The organism is Serratia sp. JSRIV002 (assembly GCF_019968725.1).
Taxonomy (GTDB): Bacteria; Pseudomonadota; Gammaproteobacteria; order Enterobacterales; family Enterobacteriaceae; genus Chania; species Chania fonticola_B.
On record NZ_CP074143.1, the window covers coordinates 4716495 to 4738481 of the forward strand.

At 55.0% G+C, this 21987-nt stretch carries 17 protein-coding genes and 3 tRNA genes; 9 read left to right on the plus strand and 11 right to left on the minus strand.

Going from position 1 to position 21987, the window contains the following annotated elements:
* Nucleotides 1-31: 31 nt before the first annotated feature.
* The 3 genes from KGP26_RS22190 to KGP26_RS22200 all read right to left on the minus strand — a co-directional run bounded on the left by KGP26_RS22190 (nucleotide 32) and on the right by KGP26_RS22200 (nucleotide 6990).
* Entirely contained in the window at nucleotides 32-6028 is a 5997-nt protein-coding gene (locus KGP26_RS22190; RefSeq protein ID WP_223664624.1) for an alpha-2-macroglobulin, read from the minus strand.
* Between the two features lie 69 nt (nucleotides 6029-6097).
* Nucleotides 6098-6541 carry a hypothetical protein gene (locus KGP26_RS22195; RefSeq protein WP_218518966.1) on the minus strand — a complete coding sequence of 148 codons (444 nt, stop codon included), beginning with the start codon at nucleotides 6539-6541 and terminating at the stop codon, nucleotides 6098-6100.
* 122 nt (nucleotides 6542-6663) lie between these two features.
* On the minus strand, nucleotides 6664-6990 hold the full coding sequence (locus tag KGP26_RS22200; RefSeq protein ID WP_223664625.1) for a YqcC family protein: 327 nt from the start codon (nucleotides 6988-6990) through the stop codon (nucleotides 6664-6666).
* Between the two features lie 152 nt (nucleotides 6991-7142).
* On the opposite strand from KGP26_RS22200, the gene KGP26_RS22205 reads away from it, so the two are divergent.
* Nucleotides 7143-8381, plus strand: coding sequence for an MFS transporter (locus KGP26_RS22205; protein ID WP_071682804.1), 1239 nt, complete (start codon nucleotides 7143-7145; stop codon nucleotides 8379-8381).
* 619 nt (nucleotides 8382-9000) lie between these two features.
* On the opposite strand, the gene syd is transcribed toward KGP26_RS22205, so the two are convergent.
* Nucleotides 9001-9549, minus strand: a complete 549-nt coding sequence (gene syd, locus KGP26_RS22210; protein ID WP_021806117.1) for a SecY-interacting protein — start codon at nucleotides 9547-9549, stop codon at nucleotides 9001-9003.
* A 63-nt stretch (nucleotides 9550-9612) separates the two neighbouring features.
* On the opposite strand from syd, the gene queF reads away from it, so the two are divergent.
* From queF to xni, 3 genes are all read left to right on the plus strand, one after another.
* Nucleotides 9613-10458, plus strand: a complete 846-nt coding sequence (gene queF / locus KGP26_RS22215) for an NADPH-dependent 7-cyano-7-deazaguanine reductase QueF (protein WP_223664626.1) — start codon at nucleotides 9613-9615, stop codon at nucleotides 10456-10458.
* A 183-nt stretch (nucleotides 10459-10641) separates the two neighbouring features.
* Complete coding sequence (ppnN, locus tag KGP26_RS22220) at nucleotides 10642-12006, plus strand: nucleotide 5'-monophosphate nucleosidase PpnN (protein WP_021179892.1); 1365 nt, start codon at nucleotides 10642-10644, stop codon at nucleotides 12004-12006.
* A gap of 58 nt (nucleotides 12007-12064) precedes the next feature.
* Nucleotides 12065-12823 (plus strand): flap endonuclease Xni, encoded by a 759-nt coding sequence (gene xni / locus KGP26_RS22225; RefSeq protein WP_223664627.1) that lies wholly within the window; start codon nucleotides 12065-12067, stop codon nucleotides 12821-12823.
* Between the two features lie 30 nt (nucleotides 12824-12853).
* Here xni and rlmM read toward each other — a convergent pair whose 3' ends face one another.
* From rlmM to KGP26_RS22245, 4 genes are all read right to left on the minus strand, one after another.
* A complete protein-coding gene (rlmM, locus tag KGP26_RS22230; protein ID WP_021179890.1) occupies nucleotides 12854-13957 on the minus strand; it encodes a 23S rRNA (cytidine(2498)-2'-O)-methyltransferase RlmM in 1104 nt (367 codons plus the stop codon).
* Nucleotides 13950-14345: a DUF423 domain-containing protein gene (locus KGP26_RS22235; protein ID WP_024484299.1), complete on the minus strand. Its 396-nt coding sequence runs from the start codon at nucleotides 14343-14345 to the stop codon at nucleotides 13950-13952. Before KGP26_RS22235 ends, rlmM begins: the two co-directional genes overlap by 8 nt.
* Before the next feature lie 58 nt (nucleotides 14346-14403).
* Nucleotides 14404-15321 carry a transcriptional regulator GcvA gene (locus KGP26_RS22240; protein ID WP_115159688.1) on the minus strand — a complete coding sequence of 306 codons (918 nt, stop codon included), beginning with the start codon at nucleotides 15319-15321 and terminating at the stop codon, nucleotides 14404-14406.
* A 508-nt stretch (nucleotides 15322-15829) separates the two neighbouring features.
* A complete protein-coding gene (locus KGP26_RS22245) occupies nucleotides 15830-16054 on the minus strand; it encodes a YgdI/YgdR family lipoprotein (RefSeq protein ID WP_021806121.1) in 225 nt (74 codons plus the stop codon).
* Between the two features lie 193 nt (nucleotides 16055-16247).
* On the opposite strand from KGP26_RS22245, the gene csdA reads away from it, so the two are divergent.
* Together csdA and csdE are read left to right on the plus strand one after the other, a co-directional pair.
* Nucleotides 16248-17453, plus strand: coding sequence for a cysteine desulfurase CsdA (gene csdA, locus KGP26_RS22250; protein ID WP_115159711.1), 1206 nt, complete (start codon nucleotides 16248-16250; stop codon nucleotides 17451-17453).
* A gap of 19 nt (nucleotides 17454-17472) precedes the next feature.
* On the plus strand, nucleotides 17473-17907 hold the full coding sequence (gene csdE / locus KGP26_RS22255) for a cysteine desulfurase sulfur acceptor subunit CsdE (protein ID WP_021179885.1): 435 nt from the start codon (nucleotides 17473-17475) through the stop codon (nucleotides 17905-17907).
* Here the strand turns inward: csdE and tcdA are convergent.
* Complete coding sequence (gene tcdA / locus KGP26_RS22260; protein ID WP_024529484.1) at nucleotides 17898-18704, minus strand: tRNA cyclic N6-threonylcarbamoyladenosine(37) synthase TcdA; 807 nt, start codon at nucleotides 18702-18704, stop codon at nucleotides 17898-17900. The genes csdE and tcdA overlap by 10 nt on opposite strands.
* A gap of 78 nt (nucleotides 18705-18782) precedes the next feature.
* Nucleotides 18783-19928, minus strand: a complete 1146-nt coding sequence (gene mltA / locus KGP26_RS22265) for a murein transglycosylase A (protein WP_021179883.1) — start codon at nucleotides 19926-19928, stop codon at nucleotides 18783-18785.
* A 237-nt stretch (nucleotides 19929-20165) separates the two neighbouring features.
* On the opposite strand from mltA, the gene KGP26_RS22270 reads away from it, so the two are divergent.
* The 3 genes from KGP26_RS22270 to KGP26_RS22280 all read left to right on the plus strand — a co-directional run bounded on the left by KGP26_RS22270 (nucleotide 20166) and on the right by KGP26_RS22280 (nucleotide 20524).
* A tRNA-Met gene (locus KGP26_RS22270) sits at nucleotides 20166-20242 on the plus strand.
* A 65-nt stretch (nucleotides 20243-20307) separates the two neighbouring features.
* Nucleotides 20308-20384 (plus strand) — tRNA-Met (locus KGP26_RS22275).
* Between the two features lie 63 nt (nucleotides 20385-20447).
* A tRNA-Met gene (locus KGP26_RS22280) sits at nucleotides 20448-20524 on the plus strand.
* 105 nt (nucleotides 20525-20629) lie between these two features.
* On the opposite strand, the gene amiC is transcribed toward KGP26_RS22280, so the two are convergent.
* Nucleotides 20630-21880 (minus strand): N-acetylmuramoyl-L-alanine amidase AmiC, encoded by a 1251-nt coding sequence (gene amiC, locus KGP26_RS22285; protein WP_021179882.1) that lies wholly within the window; start codon nucleotides 21878-21880, stop codon nucleotides 20630-20632.
* Nucleotides 21881-21987: the final 107 nt, after the last annotated feature.

Below are 21987 nucleotides of genomic sequence, written 5' to 3' on the forward strand. Positions count from 1 at the left end.
GCAGCTCAACGCTGCGGGGCATCGCGATGGCTTATTGACTTTCCGCCGGTACAACCACCAGTTTACCGCTGCTGGCCGACATGGCCTGCACTTCACGATCGTACATGGCTTCGCCATAAGCCGGAGGGATCACAAAGCTACCGGTGTTGGTCGCTTTAATCTGGTAGACAAACTCCTGCACATCGGTGCTGGCGCTACCATAGATAATCACCCGGTCTTCGCGGATATCACTGTAATCAGGTGCCCAAGTGGAGCCCGAGGCAGCCAGTGGTGACTGCCACCCTGCATCCGTATTCTCGCTGGCTTCACCGTCTTCGCCGGTCGATTCTGGCTCTGGTGCCGTTTGCTGCACCACTTCAAATCCGCCAGGCAGCAGATCGACAATCGCCAGGTTGCTCTGCCCTTCTTTCGAATTGGCGCGGATTTTCAGATGAACGTTGATCTTCTGTCCTAACGTTACCTGAGTGACCGGTTTGCCCTGTTCATCGGTGTAATCACGGGTAATTTCCAAACCGCGAGCAATGGCTTTCTGTGGAGCAGCCAGATCATAACCGGCCTGAGTGACCACATACCAGGCCGGAGCGTCGGCGCTGTTGGTAAAGCGGATAGCCTTGGCCTCGGCCGTAAACTGGCCTTTGGCAAACAGCCCTATCATCTCTGAAATCACCTGCGGATCGACGTTACCTTGCTTGCCGCTCTGCGCAATCGTCAGCGAATCGCTAGTATTGGCCTGCGCCGCCACCTGAGCCGAGTAGTTTTCCAGCGCCAGGATACTCATCGCCGAAGAATAGGTGGTGTAGCGCTCTTCTTTCAACGCCTTGACCATGTTCTCCAGCACCTGCGGAGGGATGGAAGACACCTTCTCCGGGAAGTGGCGAGCGATCAGGTACAGACGCGTTGCGTCCTGCACCAGCGGATCGAAGTAATTCTGCGTCCACCAGCCTTTGTCATAGGCTTTGCTCAGTTGCTTCCAGCTAGGTTGCAGCAAGGCATTCGCCTCATCGTCCATTTTCAGCAGACGGTAAGACGATGCCAGATACAGGGCGCTCAGATCGGTTTTCCAGCTGTCTGGATACAGTTTCTGCAACGTATCCTGCACCGAGGCCAGCGAGTTGGTGGTAATTTCGCCCTGCAAGGTCAGCAGGTAGACTGCCCAGGTACGCAGACGCAGATGGTACATATCATCATAACGGTTGGCTGCCAGTTCACGCAGCGCACCGTTGGCATCTTCCAGCATCCCCACCGGCAAAGCATAACCCGCCGCTTTGGCTTCCAGCAGGTATTGCACCACGTATGGCGTGACGAAAGGATCGGTTTCCGGCGATGAACGCCAGGCACCAATGGCCCCGCTGTCGTTCTGGCGGGAACGCAGTACGCCGAGCAGGTTTTTCAGCTGTTTGCTGACTTCGGCCTGGCTCAGGCTGCTTTTCATTTCCGGATGCTGGCTTTGCATGATCAGCGGAATGGAACGGCTGACGATCTGCTCAGAACAGTAGTACGGATAATCCGCCAGATACTGCGCCAGGCCGTTGGTCAGCACCAACGGGGAGTGAGATACCGCCGCGCTACGCTGCGCATAGGCATCAAACATCTGCCGCAGATTATCAATATTCTGGCTGCTACCGCTCATCCGGCCCATCACCGTCTGGGTGCGGTAAGGCATTGCCGGGCGTACCGAGGTGCTAACGGTACGGCGGCTGGTTTTATCACCGTAACGCGCATCAAACACCAACGGAGCATCACCCAGTGCCGCCTTGGCACGCAGGCGGAAGTTGATCACGCCTTCACGCTTCTCCGCCAATGACAGGCTTTGCTCGGCCTTACCCACCACTTCCAACTGCGGTGGCGGCGTCAACTGCACGGCGATCGCCACAGGCTTTCCGTTCAACCCTTCGAGGTTATTGCTAACCCCTACGCTGACATCAAACTCATCCCCCGGTGCCACCATATAAGGCACATTCGGCGTCATGATGAAGTTGTCACGTACCGTCGCGGAGGTTTGGGCCTTGCCGATTTTGCTTGGCGTAACCGAAATGGCCATCACGCGGATCTTGCCGTTGAAGTAATCCGGCACCGGATAGGTAAACTGCTTCTCGCCGTTCACTTCGGTAATGCCAGACCAATAGGCCACCGGCTTGTCGCGCTTGCGCTTGAACGGATTCAGGTTGAGATCCAGCCCTTCACCCGCATCACCGCCCGGTGCCGCAGAAAGCGCCATCAGCTTGCTGAATTCCGGCAGGATCAGATCGAGGATCTGCGAGCTTTCCACACTCAGCTCACGCTTACGGAAGAAGTACTCCAGCGGATCTTTCAGGCGGTAACGCGCTACCTGCAAGATCCCTTCATCTACGGCAAACAGTGCCACCTGCTGTGGGCCATCGGTTTTCACCGTCATGGTCAGATTTTCACCCGGCTTAATCACCTCAGGCGTCACTATTTCCAGGCCGTTTTGCCGGGCTTTGGTGCTGATTTTAAACGGCATGACGCCATAGCTCAGCGGGCTCATAAAGATCTCGCTGGAGTTCACGTCGCGCACAAACTGCACGTTGATATACCCGTTGCCTTCCATCCCGGCCGGAACCCGGATTTTCTGCACCGAGCTGGTGGTATCGGTGTGGAACCACTGCCAGGCATAGACACGGTCTTTTTCGATGGTGATCAAACCGCTGCCGGTATAAGGCGCGTTGATCGCCACTTCAATTTCTTCACCCGGCTGATATTCCGCCTGATTCAGTTTCAGCTTCAGTTCGGCATTGCGATCCAGCGAACGGCTGAGGTTGGCATTGCCCGCCACGCTATAGGCGATACGGTTGAGCACCTTGCCCTGTGCATCTTCGATCACCAGAACAAAGTCACCCGGGGTGTCGGTTGCCAAGGTCAGATCGGTGCCCTGCTCGCTCAGCGCCAACGGCTGCTCGGACAACTGCACCTCTTTCATCTTCGACTGGTATTTATAAACGCCAGAATCCTGCTTGGTCAGCACCGAGATGTATTTCTGCTCGATCAACACCTGCTTCAGATCGGCGAGTGCAATCTGTTTCAGGGAAGGATCGACGGCAATCACGTTCAGATTTCTCGCTGAACCCCGGTTGATATAGCCTAAATCACCGTCTGGCTTCACGCCCACCAGATAGTCATACGGCGATACCAGCACCCGAGCGGTGGCGGCAACGGAACGCCCGCCACCCGCTACAAAGGCTTCTGACAGCAGTTGTAGCTGATAGGTGGCATCCGCATAGGACTTCAGATCCAGTGGGATATTCGCCACGCCCTGCTCGTTGGTGGTACGGTCTTCCAGCTCGGTTTCAAAACCATCGCTATTCTGGCGGTTCTCAAAGAAGGCGTAATCCGGGAAGCGATCGAAGCTTGGGTACATTGGCCGTAGCGTCAGCTTCGAGGTAACTCGGCGATCCTGGGCAGGCGTGCCAAACAGGTTCTGCACATCGATGTTCGCCTGCAGCTCAGAAGGTTTCACCCACCCTTGCTGGCGGTTCGGCGTCAACTCCAGCTTCACCTTCAGTTGGTCTGGCTCAAACTCTTTTACGTTGACGGCGGTATGGCCAAGCAAGGTGGAAGTGTCGTTATTCTTGCCAATCAGATACAGGTAGACGTTCCATTCGCCCGTTGGCGCATTCTCGTCGGTGGTGTAACTCAATTCATTGAAACCACTGCCACCGAGAGTCAGCGGCACCGTTGTCATCAATTTGTCGCGCGGATCGCGGATCTCGGCACGTACCGGTACGCCAGCCAGGGCTACGCCCCAATCGGCAGCACGGGTAATCAGACCAATATTGAAGGTATCGCCCGGACGGTACACGCCACGATCGGAGAACAGGTAACTGCTCAGGGTGCGTGGATCGATCGGAGTTTCTTCGCCTTCAATATCAAAGCGGGAGAAATCCAGCCCGCGGTCGTTGTAGCGGGTGGTCGGCAAGAAGGACACATCGCCCTCTTTTTCCACCAGGAACATCACCGGCTGACGTTCGTTGGTATACACGTCTAACGATGGGAAACGCACGTGCCCATTGGCATCGGTCACCTGGCTAAGCAGCGTCACGCCGTTTTTGGCGATCACCGAAACCTTGGCGTTACCGACTGGCGCACCGCTGTGGATAGATTGGACAAACACATCACGCGTTTTATCCTGTGAACGTTTGGCAATGATGCCCAGATCGGTGACGACAACAAAGCGAGAATCTCCCACGCTAGGTGAATCATCCCCTTCTTGCTCGCCCTGATCGCCTTCATCCTCTGCGGCCTGCGTCTTTTTCTTTTCTGGCTGCCATTCCGACAGCGTCAGCAGGAACACGCCGCGATGGGAATCCGTGCTGGTGGACAGGTAACGTGAGAGATCTATGCCCTTATAGCTTACTTCACCCGGCTGATCGTTGTTGATGACCGTTTGATAGTTAAAGTGTTCGGTAAAATATTCATCGTTAAGCTGGTTGAACTGGGCCGAAGAGTATTCGCTGCTTTTGAATGAGACGATATGCTGCAGCTGGCTTGGGATCACCCGCTTGATATCCAGACGCAGGCCGGGCACGTTACGCGCCGCCACGCTGATTTGCTTGTCACCATTCACCGACAGCAGAGAACCCTGTGACATAAACTGCAAGGTTTTCGGGAAGTCTGGTACTTCGACGATACGGTAGACCTTCTCCGGCATTTTATAGCCGCCCGAAGAGGTCATCAGGTTAGTGATTTCCAGCAGCATAAAGCGGTGAGCCGGTGCGTCAAACTTGAAGCTGAACTGCGGTTGATAGGTCTCTTCCGCTTCATTCAGGGTCAGCGTCAGCGGCGTAGACTGGGCCATCACGCTGTTTTCGATGCTCTCGGTCCCGCCCCACTGATAAAAATCGTCCGGTTCGTTACTGGCTTCGGAATCGTTAGGATTATGCTGCGGCAACAGCCAGGCCTTGACCGCGCGCCCGGCATCTTTGTCTTTGATCGCATCGCTGAAGGCGACGATCAGCGCACGCTGGCCTTTGCTGCCATCGCTATCGACCACCTGGGCGCTAGCGTCCTTCACAGTGAGGCTATACAGAGTTGGCACCGACACCCAGCTGTCTTTCGATTGAGCGATCTCATTGGCAGACACCACCGACTTGATGCCCTTGCCCAGTACCAGATGCACTTTACCACCGTGATCCAGCGCTTTCAGCGGTTCAGAATGCACCCAGGCGTTCAGCTTCTTGGCATCGTAAACCAGGGAGAAATTAAGTTTCTTTTCAGATTTGGCGTTGGCTTCGATCAACCCCATGGCGATCTGCTTTTCAAAGCTGGCCACGTCCACTGGCGCATTGAATTTGACGTTGAAGATAGCGCTGCGCTTTTGCGGATCTTGTGGGTCTTGATAATACTCAGCTTGCCCAAGTTGATAGTCAAAAGCCGGGGCACTAAAGCTGTAGTGGGTGTTGGCGAGTTTAATCTGCGGGGCCAGCAACACGGCAGGCTCGAGCTTAACCTCATATTTGCTGCCCATCGGCAATGGGTTTTTCGGCGTGAAGACCAGGGTCCAGGCGTTATTCCACTTCCACTGCCCTTCAAGGGCCGGGCTGATGGAGATGCCTTTTTCCACGACCTTGCCAGCATCGGTCAACGGTGCCACGGAGTTTCTAAAGGTGAGGGTGACCTGCTGCGGCGCAGATTTCTGCACGGCAAAGTTAACCGGCTCAGGATCGGATACCCGCACGCTGGTTTCCTGGTACACCATCGGTGCCGGTTCAATCGGCTGTGGCCGATTCAGCCACCAGTGCCATCCGTAGAAGGCGCCACCCGCGGCGCACAACAGCACCAGCAACGACAGGCTAATGGCTTTGGGATATTTGTCTACCCCACCTTCCAGCCGCAGGAAGCCGCGCCTCACCCCGCCGGATACCGCTGCCCACCAGGCAGGTGCATTCCAGTTCAGGTTGCCCACCACCGGCTTGAACAGCCGCCCCAACAGGCCAAAAACCAGGGCCAACAGGCGGAACAGGCCTTTTATCAACGTAAAAGGCAAACGGAGGATAAACTTCAGCAAATCCATGATTGCAGCACCTTTTTAATCCTTGAAAGACACCCAGAGACAAGGTTTCCGACGACGGAGCCTAAGCAGCTAACAGCCTACACCCATTCCAGAAATCAGTGACAATACCAACACAATAAGAAGAATGGTCATGATCACGCCAAAAGCAAACATGGCAATTTGAAAAGCCAGCGTGCCAATACCGAGCAATACCGCAGCGGAAACCGCGCGCGGATTTTCCTTACACACACCAGCAATGGCGCCCAGGATCACGGCCCCCACCGCCAATACGGCAGTGACGATCTTCAAAATCCGATCCACATCATAATGAGGCCGCGAGACCTTTTCAGGGATTTGCTGGCCAGCCAATGAGGCCAACAGTGATTCTTTGATGGCCACCGCTTTGCCCGCCACGAGGCTTTCCAACGTCTGCTGAGGGGCAAATGGCCCGGCATAGAAATGCACCATCGCCAATAACAGCGCCAGGCCGCCTAGCGCAATCCCCAACCAACCGAATATATTTTGTCTCAACATGAGAAACCCTCCTTGGTGACTCGCGGTAATGTGCACATTATCTACTAGTTGCACACGGCGGTGGAAACTCTATTTTAGCCATACCGGTGAATTGCAGATTGCAGGTGTAGAATGCAGCGCGATTACAGCTCGATATTGAGCAGTGAATCCAGCTGTTGTAACAGCAACAGCAGCGGCAGGCAGTTCGGCTGTTTATCCTTTAACGCTTCTTCAAAATAGGGGGTGATGGCAAAACGCGTTGGCAGTGGTGCATCGGCATCGAGCAGCGCATGCATCCTTGGCAACAGTATCCACTGCAACCACTCTTCGGCCTGCATGCTGTCGATGCAAAAGGGTTCCGTGCTGGCAAAAGCCTCGGCTTCTGGCGGCGTCAACTGCCACAACGCCAAATCCCGCATGGACTGTTCAATCGCCTGTAAATTGTGGCGAACCTGGTTGGATATACTCATCGACATTCCCGAACAATTTAAGCATGTTAATCAGCCTACGGCTGCAAGCCGCAAAGCATAACATTTAAGCCCAAAGCACCCAATTTTATCTGGTGGCGCCACGCCTGGCACGGCACAATACGCGCACCCAAAAATCACACATGATAAAAGACATGCCCGCAACATCACTCAATAAAAATCACGCTACGCCCGGTAAAGCCATGCTGGCTTCGGTTACCGGTTATGCTATGGACGGCTTCGATCTGTTGATACTCGGCTTTATGCTGCCGGTGATCACCACTGAGCTAGGTCTCACCTCATCACAAGCCGGTTCGCTGGTGACCTGGACATTGATCGGCGCAGTGATTGGCGGCGTGATCTTCGGCCATCTCAGCGACCGTTTTGGCCGCATCCGCGTGCTGACCATCACTATCCTGATGTTTTCGCTGTTTACCGGCCTGTGCGCCGTTGCCGTCGGCTACTGGGACTTGCTTGCCTATCGCACCCTAGCGGGGATTGGGCTGGGCGGTGAATTCGGCATTGGCATGGCGTTGATCGCCGAAGCCTGGCCCGCTGAGAAGCGCAACCGTGCCTCGGCCTATGTGGGGATGGGCTGGCAACTCGGCGTGCTTGCCGCAGCCTTCCTCACCCCGCTGTTGCTGCCTTATATCGGCTGGCGTGGCATGTTTCTGGTGGGTCTGCTGCCGGCGCTGGTTTCCTTCCTTATTCGCCGAACCATGGGCGAACCCAAAGAGTTTACGCAGCAGAAAACCAGCGAACAGCAGCTCTCCTTTACTCAACGATTAAAGCTGCTATTTAAAGATCGCGCCACCGGCAAGGCCAGCCTGGGAATCTTCATCCTCTGCTCGGTGCAGAACTTTGGCTATTACGGGCTGATGATCTGGATGCCGACCTATCTGGCCAAAAACTTTGGCTTCTCGCTGACCAAATCTGGCGTCTGGACGGGGGTCACGGTGATCGGCATGACCTTCGGTATCTGGCTGTTTGGCGTATTGGCCGACCGCTTTCCCCGTTGGATCATCTTTGTCATTTATCAGGTTGGCGCCGTGGTGATGGTCATAAGCTATGCGCAACTCACCGATCCCACGCTGATGCTGTTTGCGGGTGCACTGATGGGAGTATTCGTTAACGGGATGATTGGCGGCTACGGCGCGCTGATTTCTGACACCTACCCGGTACAGGCTCGCGCCACGGCGCAGAATATCCTGTTCAACCTGGGCCGCGGCGTCGGTGGGTTGGGGCCATTGGTGATCGGTGCGCTGGTCACTCAGGTTTCCTTTACCGCCGCGATCAGCCTGCTGGCCGCTATTTACCTGTTGGATATTTTCGCCACGCTGTTCCTGCTACCGAAGAAACAAAGCACGGGCGATACGTTGGGGGCAATCGGGTAAACCTTGAGGGGGGAAGTCAGGCAGGATTTGCTGTCTGGCTTTGCTCCAGACAAAAAGTTGGGGGCACTGCGTTAACAGTGCCCCCGGTTCGTTTTATAGCTAATCCCGCTACAAGTGTGCTCCCTGCTCAATCCCTGAAAACTTTTCCTTTCGGCCATCCTGACCAAAACAATCCTTCGCAAAATCCTCTAGCATCATCCTGACGCGGTTCCTCAGCCTTCCTGACCCACCAACAATCCTGTGCTGGCTCTCTATCTCCGTCCTGGAGGTGTCCTTGGTTTCAATCCTGAAACATCCTGTGTATCATCCTGATACCAATCCTTTCCACTCTTCCTGAGTGCATCCCTTTCTTCTTCCTGAAGCTGCATCATCCTGACGCTTTCCTGCTCCATCCGGCTTCCTTCCGGTAGACATAAGATCGCTTATTTCCTTCCCGTTAACAAGGGCATGTAGGACGGATTACAGTAAACTTGACTTAACCTACATCGGCAAAAATACATAACAAACTGATATATATAACTAATAATTAAAAAATGGCTAACTAAATCGAAAAATTAAAAGCGATCTCTCACAGCTTTTGTAAGAGATCTCGCACACGCACTAAAGGCAAATTAGCCGATTAATTAACTCTGGGGCGTAAAGCATTGAGAAAATCCCCCAAACTGGCGGCTAATAGCGTGCGTTTTTTGCTGCCAAATTGCTCAAGCAGCACGTTGCCGCTGACATTACACAGCGACACCACCGTCATTTCCGATTCTGTGGTCGCCAGGAACAACGTAGGCGATAGCTTAAGGCGTTTTTGCGTCACCAGATGCCCAATCAGATTCTCCTGCAGCCGAATAAAGTCGTCTTCACTCCAGACCTGCAATAGCGTCAACGGATGCTCGCCAAACTCCGCATTCATATCCCCGGCATACTGTTGGGTATAGAAGGTGTGGATATCCGGCTGTAGTTGCAGTTCCAGCGCCTGCTCCACCTTTTCCAGGCTGGCCGCTGGCGTAAAAGGCTGTGGCAGCCACAACACCGTATCATCGCGATTTTCGACAATACAGGGGGAAGCCACGCCGTACAGTTCCTGGCTAGCCGGGGCATGGCCATACTGCTGCTGCCATTTGTCGACATAGCGCTGGGTAAATTCACACAGGGCGTGCGATACATCATGGTCCATATTTTTTCTCGCATACGGTAAACTGGTGCCTATTGTACCTATCTAAGACCAAGGTGACAGCTCATGTCCTCCTATCAAGATCATCAGGCTCTGGCGGCACTGACGCTGGGCAAGCCAACCGCATACCGTGACTGCTACGATGCCTCACTGTTACAAGCGGTTCCTCGCAGCATGAACCGGGAGCCGCTGGGGCTTTATCCCGATAACCTGCCGTTCCACGGTGCCGATATCTGGACGCTGTATGAACTGTCCTGGCTCAATGCCAAGGGGCTGCCGCAGGTCGCGGTGGGAGAAATCAGCCTGAATGCCAACAGCGTCAACCTGATCGAGTCCAAAAGCTTCAAGCTCTATCTCAACAGCTTTAACCAAACCCACTTCCCAGACTGGGAAGCGGTACGCTCTACGCTACAACGCGATCTCGCCGCCTGCGCACAAGGGGATGTCAGCGTGAGCCTGTTCAGCGTCGATCGGCTTGAAGGCAGCCCTATCGCCCGGTTGGAGGGTGAATGCCTCGACCAGCAAGACATCAGCATTGATAACTACGAGTTCGACACGGGTTACCTGGAAAGCGCAGCCGGTAGCCAAATCGTTGAGGAAACGCTGGTCAGCCATCTGCTGAAGTCCAACTGCCTGATCACCAACCAGCCCGATTGGGGCTCGGTGCAAATCCGCTATCGCGGTCCGCAGATCAACCGTGAAGCCCTGCTACGCTATCTGGTTTCGTTCCGTCATCACAACGAATTCCATGAACAGTGCGTTGAGCGGATCTTTAACGATCTGCTGCGTTTCTGCCAGCCGCAACAATTGAGCGTTTATGCCCGCTACACCCGGCGCGGTGGTCTGGATATCAACCCTTGGCGCAGCAATGTGGCGTTCGAACCGGCGCATGGCCGTCTGGCCCGTCAATAATGCTCAACAACTGAGCTAACAGGCGGTTTGTATTGGTAAAAATCCGGAGACGGCGGTAAGGTTAAATCAAGAGTGCCCGCTTTTTGCTCAGGCATTCCAGTAGGCAATACAAAATTCTTACCGCAGTGCACAGAGACAGGTAAGGATTATTATCGCCCTATTTATGGGCGCAAAGGAGTTACCTTGATTACACATATCAGCCCACTTGGCGCTATGGATTTGTTGTCGCAGCTGGAAGTAGACATGCTGAAGCGTACCGCCAGCAGCGACCTGTACCGTTTGTTCCGCAACTGCTCCCTGGCGGTGTTAAACTCCGGCAGCCAGACCGACAACAGCAAACAGTTGCTATCGCGTTATGAAAACTTTGATATCAACGTACTGCGCCGTGAACGCGGCGTAAAACTGGAGCTGGTGAACCCGCCAGAAGAGGCTTTTGTTGATGGCCGCATTATTCGTTCACTGCAGGCCAACCTGTTTGCGGTGCTGCGCGATATCCTGTTTGTCCACGGCCAAATTGACAGCGCCGGGCGTTTCCAACACCTGAATTCGGAAGACTCCATTCATATCACCAATCTGGTGTTCTCCATCCTGCGTAATGCCCGCACGCTGCACCTCGACGAAGACCCGAATATGGTGGTGTGCTGGGGTGGCCACTCGATCAATGAAAACGAATATCTTTATGCCCGTAAGGTCGGTAGCCAGCTGGGCCTGCGCGAGCTGAATATCTGTACCGGCTGTGGGCCAGGGGCGATGGAAGCGCCAATGAAAGGGGCCGCCGTCGGCCATGCGCAGCAGCGCTACCACAACAGCCGCTTTATCGGCATGACCGAGCCCTCCATTATTGCCGCCGAGCCGCCGAATCCACTGGTTAACGAGCTGGTGATCATGCCAGATATCGAAAAACGTCTGGAAGCCTTTGTGCGGATCGCGCACGGTATCATTATTTTCCCTGGCGGGGTCGGTACAGCGGAAGAACTGCTGTATCTGTTGGGCATTCTGATGAACCCGGAAAACAGCGAGCAGGTACTGCCGCTGATCCTCACCGGGCCAAAAGAAAGCGCCGATTATTTCCGCGTGCTGGACGAATTCATCATGAATACGCTGGGCGAGAAGGCCCGCCGCCACTACACCATCATCATCGACGATCCGGCCGAAGTGGCCCGTCAGATGAAAAAGGCCATGCCGCTGGTGAAAGAAAACCGCCGCAATACCGGTGATGCCTACAGCTTTAACTGGTCGATGCGTATTGCACCGGACCTGCAGCTCCCCTTCGAGCCAAGCCATGAAAACATGGCCAACCTCAACCTGTACCCGAATCAACCGGCGGAACAGTTGGCTGCGGCCCTGCGACGTGCATTCTCAGGGATCGTAGCGGGTAACGTGAAGGAGAACGGCATCCATGCCATCGAACAGTTCGGCCCTTACAAGCTGCATGGCGATCCGTTGATGATGAAGCAGATGGATAACCTGTTGCAGGGCTTTGTCGCCCAGCACCGTATGAAACTGCCGGGAACCGCCTACGTGCCTTGCTACGAGATTGTAGCCTGATCCTCACCTCTGGGCGGCGTCATAGCCGCCCTTATTTTCTGACGTTGTTGCCTTGCCTATGCCTATACATTTACTGATTGTCGATGCTCTGAACCTAATTCGCCGCATTCATGCGGTTCAAGGGTCCCCTTGTGTCAACGCTTGCAAGCATGCGCTACAGCAGTTGATTCAACACAGCCAGCCCACCCACGCCGTGGCGGTGTTCGACGAAGACGACCGTAGCGAGAGCTGGCGCCATCAAATTCTGCCCGATTACAAAGCCGGGCGTTCGCCGATGCCGGAAAACCTGCATCAGGAAATGCCGCAGCTGCGCGAAGCGTTTGCCGAGCTAGGGGTCGCCAGTTGGCACTCCTCAGGCAATGAGGCGGACGATCTGGCTGCGACGCTGACAGCGAAAATGGCCGCGGGTGGCCACCAGGTGACGATTGTCTCTACCGACAAAGGCTACTGCCAACTGCTGGCTCCCAGCGTACAAATCCGTGACTACTTCCAGAAACGCTGGTTGGATATGCCGTTTGTGCAGCAAGAGTTTGGTGTGTTACCGCAACAGCTCACGGATTATTGGGGGCTGGCAGGCATTGGTAGCAGCAAGATCCCAGGCGTTGCCGGTATCGGGCCCAAAACGGCGGTATTGCTACTGCAACAGATGGGGAGTCTGGATGGTCTGTATCAACACCTGGAACAGGTGCCGGAGAAGTGGCACAGCAAGCTGTTAGAGCACCGCGAGCTGGCCTATATCAGCAAGCAGGTCGCCACTTTGCGTACCGATCTGACGCTGGACGGCAATCTGCAACAGTTACGTTTGCCAATAAATTAAGGGCGCTGCCAGCAGCAACGCCCTTACGCCTTACTCGCGCTCGTCGCGGCGGCCGGGAATGGCCGACCACATGCGGCGCACGTGTACAGTGATCTCTTCACGATCGTGGTACAGCTGCTTGGCGTGGATCTCTGCACTGATCCCCTCGTTGGCCAAGGCTTCGTGGATACTTTGCAGGTTCTGCGCCACCTCTTCATAGCGCTTCTTCATCGGCAGCTTCAGGTTAAAGATCGCCTCACGGCACCAGCCTTTGAGCAACCATTGGATCATCAGGCTGGTCACTTTTGCCGGCTTCTCCACCATATCGCATACTACCCAGTAGTTTTTGCTGGTGGTCGGTTCAAAACGGAAGCCGTCGACACGATGATGGGTCACCTGCCCGGTATCCATCAGGCTCGGGGCCATCGGGCCGTTGTCCACCGAATGCACCATCATGCTGCGTTTGACCAACTGATAGGTCCAGCCGCCAGGGCAAGCCCCCAGATCGACCGCAAACATCCCACTGCCTAAACGCTCGTCCCATTCGTCTGCCGGGATGAAAACGTGGAAAGCCTCTTCCAGCTTCAGCGTAGAGCGGCTTGGCGCATCGGACGGGAACTTCAGGCGTGGGATCCCCATATAGAACGGGGAGTTGTTGTTGCTGTAGGAATACCCCACGTAGCAACAGCCCGGCGCGATAAAGAACACGTGTACCACAGGCCGAGAGGGATTCTCACGCGCCATCAGCACTTTCTGCTCACGCAATGCGCCGCGCAGCGGCACAGTCAGCTTGCGGCAGAACTTCAGCAGCTCTTTGCTTTCGTTGGTATCCGGTACTTCTACCCGTAATTCACCGCCGCGATCGACCACGCCCATCAGCATGCCGACAATCGGTGAAACCCGATCTTCCGGTGGCAAATCACGCAGCAGTTCTCCCACCACCAACATCTGGCGGGCAAAGATCAGCTCACGGAACGGGATTTCTTTCGCCAGGCGATCGGCATCGTCCGGCTGATAGCATTCAAACAGCACATAGCCGCTGTTGTCTTTAACCCTGGCAAAACCAAACACTTCCAACTGGGCGGCCTTGTCGGTAATTTCCGCCGCGCACTCTTTCTCAAAGCCTTGGCGGCAGTACAACGCGATCTTATTCATGGCGCTCGGCCTTTTTCCTCAGACGCAAAGCGCCAATCAACATCAATGCCCAACCGATCAGGAAGCAGGTCCCGCCCACTGGCGTGACATAAACCCAAACCTTTTGGTGAGACAGCGCCAGACAGTACAGGCTGCCGCTGAACAACACGGTGCCGAGCGCCAACAGCGCTCCGCTCCAGTAAAACCACAGGCTGACCCGACGCTGCATGGCAACGGCCAGCCCCAGGATCGCCAGAGTATGGAAACCCTGATAATCAAGCCCGGTGCGGATCCAGGCCATTTCATTGACCCCGAGCGCACTACTCAATACGTGCGCACCAAACGCGCCCAGAGCAACATAGACAAAACCACTGATAGCAGCAAAAATCAGCATAGAACGGCTACTCATCATTATTCACCTTAATCGAGATCCACCAGCCACAGCCACAACGTCACCGCAGCCGGCCTTATTGTTCATAGCGAAAGCGGAACTTCTCCTGTTCGCTGGCCGCACGCGCCAAGATCCATTGGCGAAAGGCGGCTATTTTACCCAGTTCTGCCTGGCTGTCATGACATACCAGATAAAAAGCGTTTTTACTTACCAACACATCGTTAAACGGGCAGACCAGCCGACCGGCTTCGATCTCGGTTTGCGCCATCACGTTATTCACCAGCGCAACCCCCTGGCCATGAACGGCCGCCTGGACCACCATGGCGCTATGGCTAAAGATTGGCCCTTGCTGCACGTTGATATGCTGTAACCCCAGTTGGCGGGTGTATGCCAGCCAGTCGCGGCGTGAAGTATCATGCAGAAGCGTATGATAAGCCAGATCGCCCGGCACTTTCAGTGCATGATCGCCCATTAACAGGCTGGGAGAACAAACCGGCAGCAGATACTCCGCGTACAGACGCTCGGCGCGCACTCCCGGCCAGTTGCCACGGCCATAAAAGATCGCCACGTCAACGTCATCCGCCAGCTTTTCTTCTTCGCGGTCAATGGCCTGGATGCGCACATCGATCCCCGGATAAGCTGAGTTAAAGCTGGAAAGACGTGGCACCAGCCACTGAATGGCGAAACTGGGTGGCAGGCTGACGGTCAGAGCCCCCTTGGCACTGCGTGCCTGAAGCTTGCGTGTTGCCTCATTGATCGAAGAGAAAATCTCTTTGATATCCAGGTAATAACTCTGCCCCTCTTCCGTCAGCAACAGAGAACGGTTGCGTCGTCGAAACAGTTTCAGCCCCAGGAAATCCTCCAGAGACTTGATCTGATGGCTGACTGCGGCCTGGGTAACAAACAGCTCCTCTGCCGCCTTGGTAAAGCTCAAATGGCGGGCTGCCGCGTCAAAAACCCGCAGAGCATTAAGAGGAGGGAGACGTTTAGACATTCATTGACCCTTTTGTATGGCAAACTGCGGCGTTGTCGGCTGAACGCGTCCTTACCGCTACCTAGCTGTGCCGAAAAATGCCGCGAGCGCAGGGACACGCCAGAGCGGCCAATTTGCAATTCATCGGCTTTAGTTACATTTATGTAACAAATGACCGCCGGGTTTCGCAAACGAGATCAGGCTGCATGATACATAACGCCACTAGCCCATCCGCGTGGACTATTGCCATTAGTTTTTTTAATCCGAGCCATTATAAATTGTCCGTTGAGCATGCGCCAGTAAATACCTATAGTGGCGACACTTCCTGGGCCGGAACGAAAAGGGATTGGGTGTCGAAGACGCCGATGAACTTTTGGCTTGTGGTTGTGATGTTGTGTTTGCAATTTGTCCGCCAATTCGGACATGGTAGCTAGGCTACTGTTTTTCACTTCCTGTACATTTACCCTGTCTGTCCATAGTGATTTTATGCAGCACCGCCAACTTCGCGGTGCTTTTTTTTGCCTGGAAGTTACTGATTACCTTCAACCATTTCCTTCACGTCGGCGCGGTTAATCTGCTGCTCAACGCCGTTGGCATCTTTGTAGCTGATCATCCCGGTATCGTCATCCACCTTGGGTTTTCCATCGGCGACAATGGTGCGTCCATCGCTGGTATGCATGACGTAGTTACTTGAGCAGGCTGCCAGGGTAAACGTGAGCATCAGGGCAGAGATAACTGCGGCTGTCTTGTTCATTTGTGACTCCTTGCAGATAAAAATGCTGTAAAAATCATTTCTGTTATTTAAGGGACTCATTCGAACGCCAATATTCAGCATAACAAACTTTCGTCAGATTTCCAGGAAACGGCGACAATTGTTCGGGATAACTTGTCTCTGACGGCAAAATAGGACAGGATCAATGGCTGACAAAGCCACTGATAATCAGCCGATGAAGCCTTTTGAGCCTACCTTGTTCCGCAGCCAGTTCCCGGCCCTTCAACAGGCAGGAATTTATCTGGACAGTGCCGCTACCGCGCTAAAACCGCAGGCGGTGATCGACGCCACGCAGCAGTTTTACAGCGCAGATGCCGCCACCGTACACCGCAGCCAACATCGTGCGGCACAGGATTTGACCCAGCGCTTTGAGCAGGCACGCCAGCAGGTTGCCACCTTGATTAATGCCCCTTGTGCGGACGACATCGTTTGGACCCGCGGCACCACGGAAGCCATCAATTTAGTCGCGCAGAGCTATGCTCGCCCACGCCTGCAGCCGGGAGATCAGATCCTGGTTAGCGAGGCGGAGCATCATGCCAACCTGATCCCGTGGTTGATGGTGGCAGAACAGACCGGTGCCGAAGTGGTGAAGCTGCCGCTTGGCCCCGATCGCCTGCCAGATTTGACGCTGCTCCCTACGCTGTTGTGCGAGAAAACCCGCATTCTGGCCTTGGGGCAAATGTCCAACGTCACGGGAGGCTGCCCGGATATCGCGCTGGCTATTGAGCTGGCCCATGCGGTGAACGCGGTAGTGATGATCGACGGCGCACAGGGCATTGTGCATTGCCCTGCCGATATTCAGCGGCTCGATATCGATTTCTACGCCTTCTCAGCGCATAAACTCTATGGCCCAACGGGCATTGGTGCGTTGTATGGCAAAACCGCGCTGCTGGCTCAAATGGGGCCATGGCAAGGCGGGGGGAAAATGCTGACGCAGGCTTCTTTCAGCGGCTTTACGCCACAAAAACCACCGCACTGTTTTGAAGCCGGTACGCCAAATATTGCCGGAGTGCTGGGGTTGGGTGCCGCGTTGAGCTGGCTGGAAACGCAGGATATGGCCGCCGCCGAGCAATACAGCCGCGCCCTGGCGCAAAATGCCGAACAGCGTTTGCAGCAGTTACCCGGATTTCGCAGCTTCCGCAGTTCCGGCTCCAGCCTGCTGGCCTTTGATATCGCTGGGATCCACCACAGCGATATCGTCACCCTGTTAGCCGAACAGAACATCGCGGTACGCGCGGGCCAACACTGCGCCCAACCTTTGATCGCCGCATTAGGGGTCAGCGGAACGTTACGTGCGTCATTTGCGCCTTATAATACGCCGCAAGACGTCGATGCTCTGGTGCTGGCGTTAACTAACGCCATCGAACTACTGGCGGAATAAGATGCACAACGGAGAACCGATGCTTGCCCCTCACCCTTTTGGCCGTGAAATCACCGCCGAGACGCTGATAACAACCTTCAGCCCGCTAAAACAGTGGGAAGACCGTTACCGCCAACTGATCATGCTGGCGAAACGCTTGCCATCGCTGGCGGCCGATCTACGGCAAACGGAGATGGAACTGAGCGGTTGCGAAAACCGGGTCTGGTTGGGGCACCAGCGGTTGGCAGATGGAACACTGCATTTTTATGGCGACAGCGAAGGACGCATTGTGCGCGGCCTGCTGGCGATCCTGCTGACCGCAGTCGAAGGCAAAACGCCTCAGCAGGTCTTAGCTATCGATCCTTTGGCCCTGTTTGATAGCTTGGCGCTGCGTGCCCAGCTCAGCGCCACCCGAGCCAGCGGCCTGGCAGCCTTGGCGGCCAGGGTACACGCCATCGCTGCCAGCTATGCCTGACGTGCCGCCTTTGCCACCATCTTCTTCAACGCGTGGGAGACGGCAATAAAGCCAAAGGTCGCGGTGACCATGGTCGCCGCGCCAAAACCCGCGCTGCAATCCATTCTTTTCGGCCCTTCTGCAGTACTGCGTGAGGCGCATACTGAACCATCCGGCTGCGGATATACCAGCGGCTCGGTGGAGAAGACGCAGTCGATCCCCAGCTTGCCTTTGCTGTTTTTCACCACGTTAAAGTCGTTCTTCAACCTTTCACGCAGCTTGGCGGCCAGCGGATCCTGGATAGTTTTGGCCAGATCGGCCACGGCGATCTGCGTAGGATCGATCTGCCCACCGGCACCGCCGGTAGTGACCACCGGGATCTTGAAGCGTCGGCAATAGGCCAGCAACGCCGCTTTGGGCCGTACGCTGTCAATCGCATCGATCACATAGCTGAAATTATGGTTCAACAGCTCGGCGACGTTGTCCGGGGTAATAAAATCATCTACGCAGGTCACCCGGCATTCCGGGTTGATCGCCAGGATCCGTTCCGCCATCACTTCGGTTTTCGATTGGCCAACATGCTGGCGCAAAGCATGGATCTGCCGATTGGTGTTGGTGACGCAGACGTCATCCATGTCAATCAGAGTGATCGCTCCAATGCCGGTGCGTGCCAGCGCTTCAGCCGCCCATGAACCGACCCCGCCAATGCCGATCACACAAACGTGCGCCTGGGCAAACAGGGCCAATGCCGGCTGGCCGTACAGGCGTGCCGTGCCGCCAAAACGCTGTAGATAGGCCTCTGAATAGGCTGTACTCATTTTGCTTTACTTACCTTGGTTGCAAATAGGCAGGGCCGGAAGATCCGGCCCTGCGGGTCAAGCTATATGCCATCGTTCTTAGCGGGTAACCAACTGGGAACCACTCGAGGCGGTCAACGGTTGATTGGCGCTAAACAGCTGTGCCCCAGGATTACCGCCTTTCAATACCCAGACCCGGCCATAGTGATTATAGAACCCTGCCGAGTGACCGGCTTCTGGGCCAATCCCCTGGTACATGTCAAAGTGCTGGCCCTTGATGGCGCCCCCCACGTCGAGAGCGACCATCAGGCGCATTTCATATTTTCCCGTGAACTTGCCCTTGTTGTCCAGTAGCGGGACTTCTGCCAGCAACGTGGTACCGGCCGGGATCAGGGAGCGATCGGAGGCCACGGAGGCTTTGGCAATCAGCGGCACCGCGCTGGCCCCTTTCACCGGAGCAAAAGGCACCGGGTGGAAGAACACGAACGACGGGTTTTGCTCCAGCAGTTCGCGCACCTCGGCTTCGCTGTGGGTATCCGCCCACTGGCGGATGGCCTGCATTGACATGTCGGCCTTGGCCACTTCACCGCGATCGATCAGCACCTTGCCGATACTGCGGTAAGCATGGCCGTTCTTGCCGCTATAACCAAAGAACACCAGTGGCTGGCCATTGCCGAAATCGACATAGCCGCTGCCCTGCACTTCCATCATGAAGTTATCCATCAGGGAGTTGGTGTAAGCGATGATGTAACGGCTGTCCAGCGCCCCTGAGTAGATACCGGCACGATCCGGCAGGCGGCGCTTGCCTTTGGCTGGCATGCTGTACAGCGGGTAGCGGAATTCGCCCTGTTGGGTATAACGCGCCTGCAGCACCGGGGTGTAATAGCCGGTGAACTGGACGTTGCCATAGCTATCGACGCCTTCCATCTGATAGGCGCTGAGGCCGAACTGGTTCAGTTGGCGCGTATCCGCCCCCGCCGCCATCCAGTTTTGCACCGCCTGATAGGTGGCGTTATTGCGGTTAAACAGCGACGGCGAAGCGTATTTAATCTCCATCAGCTGGTTGGCGTAATCCTGGCCGTTGATCGGGGCGCCTCTGGCATTGGGGCGATTCACCAACTCCAGCGACTGATCCAGATGACCATCTTTATACTGCTGCCCCCGGTCGGTCGGTTTTGACGAACAACCGGCCAGTACCGCAATCACTAACCCACCGAGCAGGTATTTGCCCCAACGTCCTTTCATTGCACACTCTCTCAGACTGATATGTTCCATACCCAATGGATACGGGTAAACTGGCTGAACGATAACAAACGGCCATAGATAAAGGAATCGCTACCGCTAAAAATTCCCAGCCAGATGATTATGATGAAAAAAAACGCAAATTGGGGACTAATGCAGCATAAAAATGGCTTTCGGTGAATTATATGCAAAAAGGGTTTGCAACAAAATGCCTGGAGAGTATAGTGCGCTTCCATCGGACGCGGGGTGGAGCAGCCTGGTAGCTCGTCGGGCTCATAACCCGAAGGTCGTCGGTTCAAATCCGGCCCCCGCAACCAACCGATACTGTGATAACGGTATCAAAAATGTGTTGGATTCGATGAAAGAAAAGGTATTATACGGACGCGGGGTGGAGCAGCCTGGTAGCTCGTCGGGCTCATAACCCGAAGGTCGTCGGTTCAAATCCGGCCCCCGCAACCAACCGATACGGCAATAGCGGTATCACATGAAGGGTTGGTTCGATAATATCAGTATCAAGACGGACGCGGGGTGGAGCAGCCCGGTAGCTCGTCGGGCTCATAACCCGAAGGTCGTCAGTTCAAATCTGGCCCCCGCAACCAATCTTGATAACATCAGACAAGCACCTTAACGGGTGTTTTTTTGTATCTGAATTTCCCCCTACCTTCCCAATTAACTACGCCGCCCCTCCTTGGGCTACGCCTGGTTTAACGCCGTGCCAATGCGCCACCGTTGGCGAAATAGGCTTTGATCCCGGCCAGAATAGATTGCGCCACCTGCTGCTGAAAATGGCTGGTGCGCAGCTTGCGCTCTTCTTCCAGATTGCTGATAAACGCCGTTTCCACCAGGATCGACGGAATATCCGGGGCCTTCAACACGGCAAAACCGGCCTGATCGACACGATTCTTATGCAAACGGTTAATTTTACCCATCCGGTTCAGCACTTCCTTACCGAATTTCAGGCTGTCATTGACGGTGGCGGTCTGCAAGAGATCGAACATGGTGTGATCCAGGTAGCGATCGCCACTCTTGCTGACTCCGCCGATATCGTCGGCGGCGTTCTGGGTTTGCGCCAGAAACTTGGCGGCGTTGCTGGTTGCCCCTTTGGTAGAAAGCGCAAACACCGAGGAACCGCGTGCCGCACGGTTGCTGAAGGCATCGGCGTGGATCGAGACAAACAGATCGGCCCGCTGCTTACGCGCTTTGGCTACACGTACCTTTAATGGGATAAACACGTCTTCATTACGCGTCATAAACACTTTCATGTTGGGTTCGCGTTTGATCAGCGCACTGAGACGACGGGCAATCTGCAGCACGATATCTTTTTCACGGGTTTTATTTTTGCCAATGGCTCCCGGATCTTCCCCGCCGTGCCCAGGATCGAGCATGATCACAATCGGCCGATCGCGCCCTGCCTTACCGGCCTGTGGTGCTTCTGCCGGTAACGTCCGTTCCAGATCGCCCTTGTTGTAATCTTCCAGTAACGCCAACAGCGGATCATACTCTTCACCGCTGCCCCCCTTGGTAGGATAAAGATCCATTACCAGGCGGTTACGATATTCCGAGACGGGAGTCAGGGTAAACATATTTGGGCTGACGCTTTGCTTGAGTTCCAGCACCAGCCTGACGGTATTCTTGTCAAACTGGCCGACCCGTGCCTGTTTCAGATAGGGATCTTCTTTGCGCACCTGTCCGGCGATGCCTTTAAGCACGCTATTCAGCTGTACCCCTTCCACATCCACCACGATGCGTTCTGGATTGGTCAGGGCAAACTGTTTGTATTTTAGCGGGACATTGGATTCCAGCGTGACTCGGGTATAGGTCGAGGAAGGCCAGACACGAACGGCAATCACATGAGAAGCAGCGGCGAAACCAACGCGACTCACACTCAGCAACCAGGTTGCAGCAACCCCCTGCAACAAACGACGGCGACCCGGATTGTGATTAGAGTTAGGCATGCGGCTCCGGTAAAAATAACGATTAAAAAAACAGCAAAAAAAAACAATGGCAAAAACTTTACCCAATCCATTCACCGCTGTCATCAGAAAATCTTTTTATGATCTTT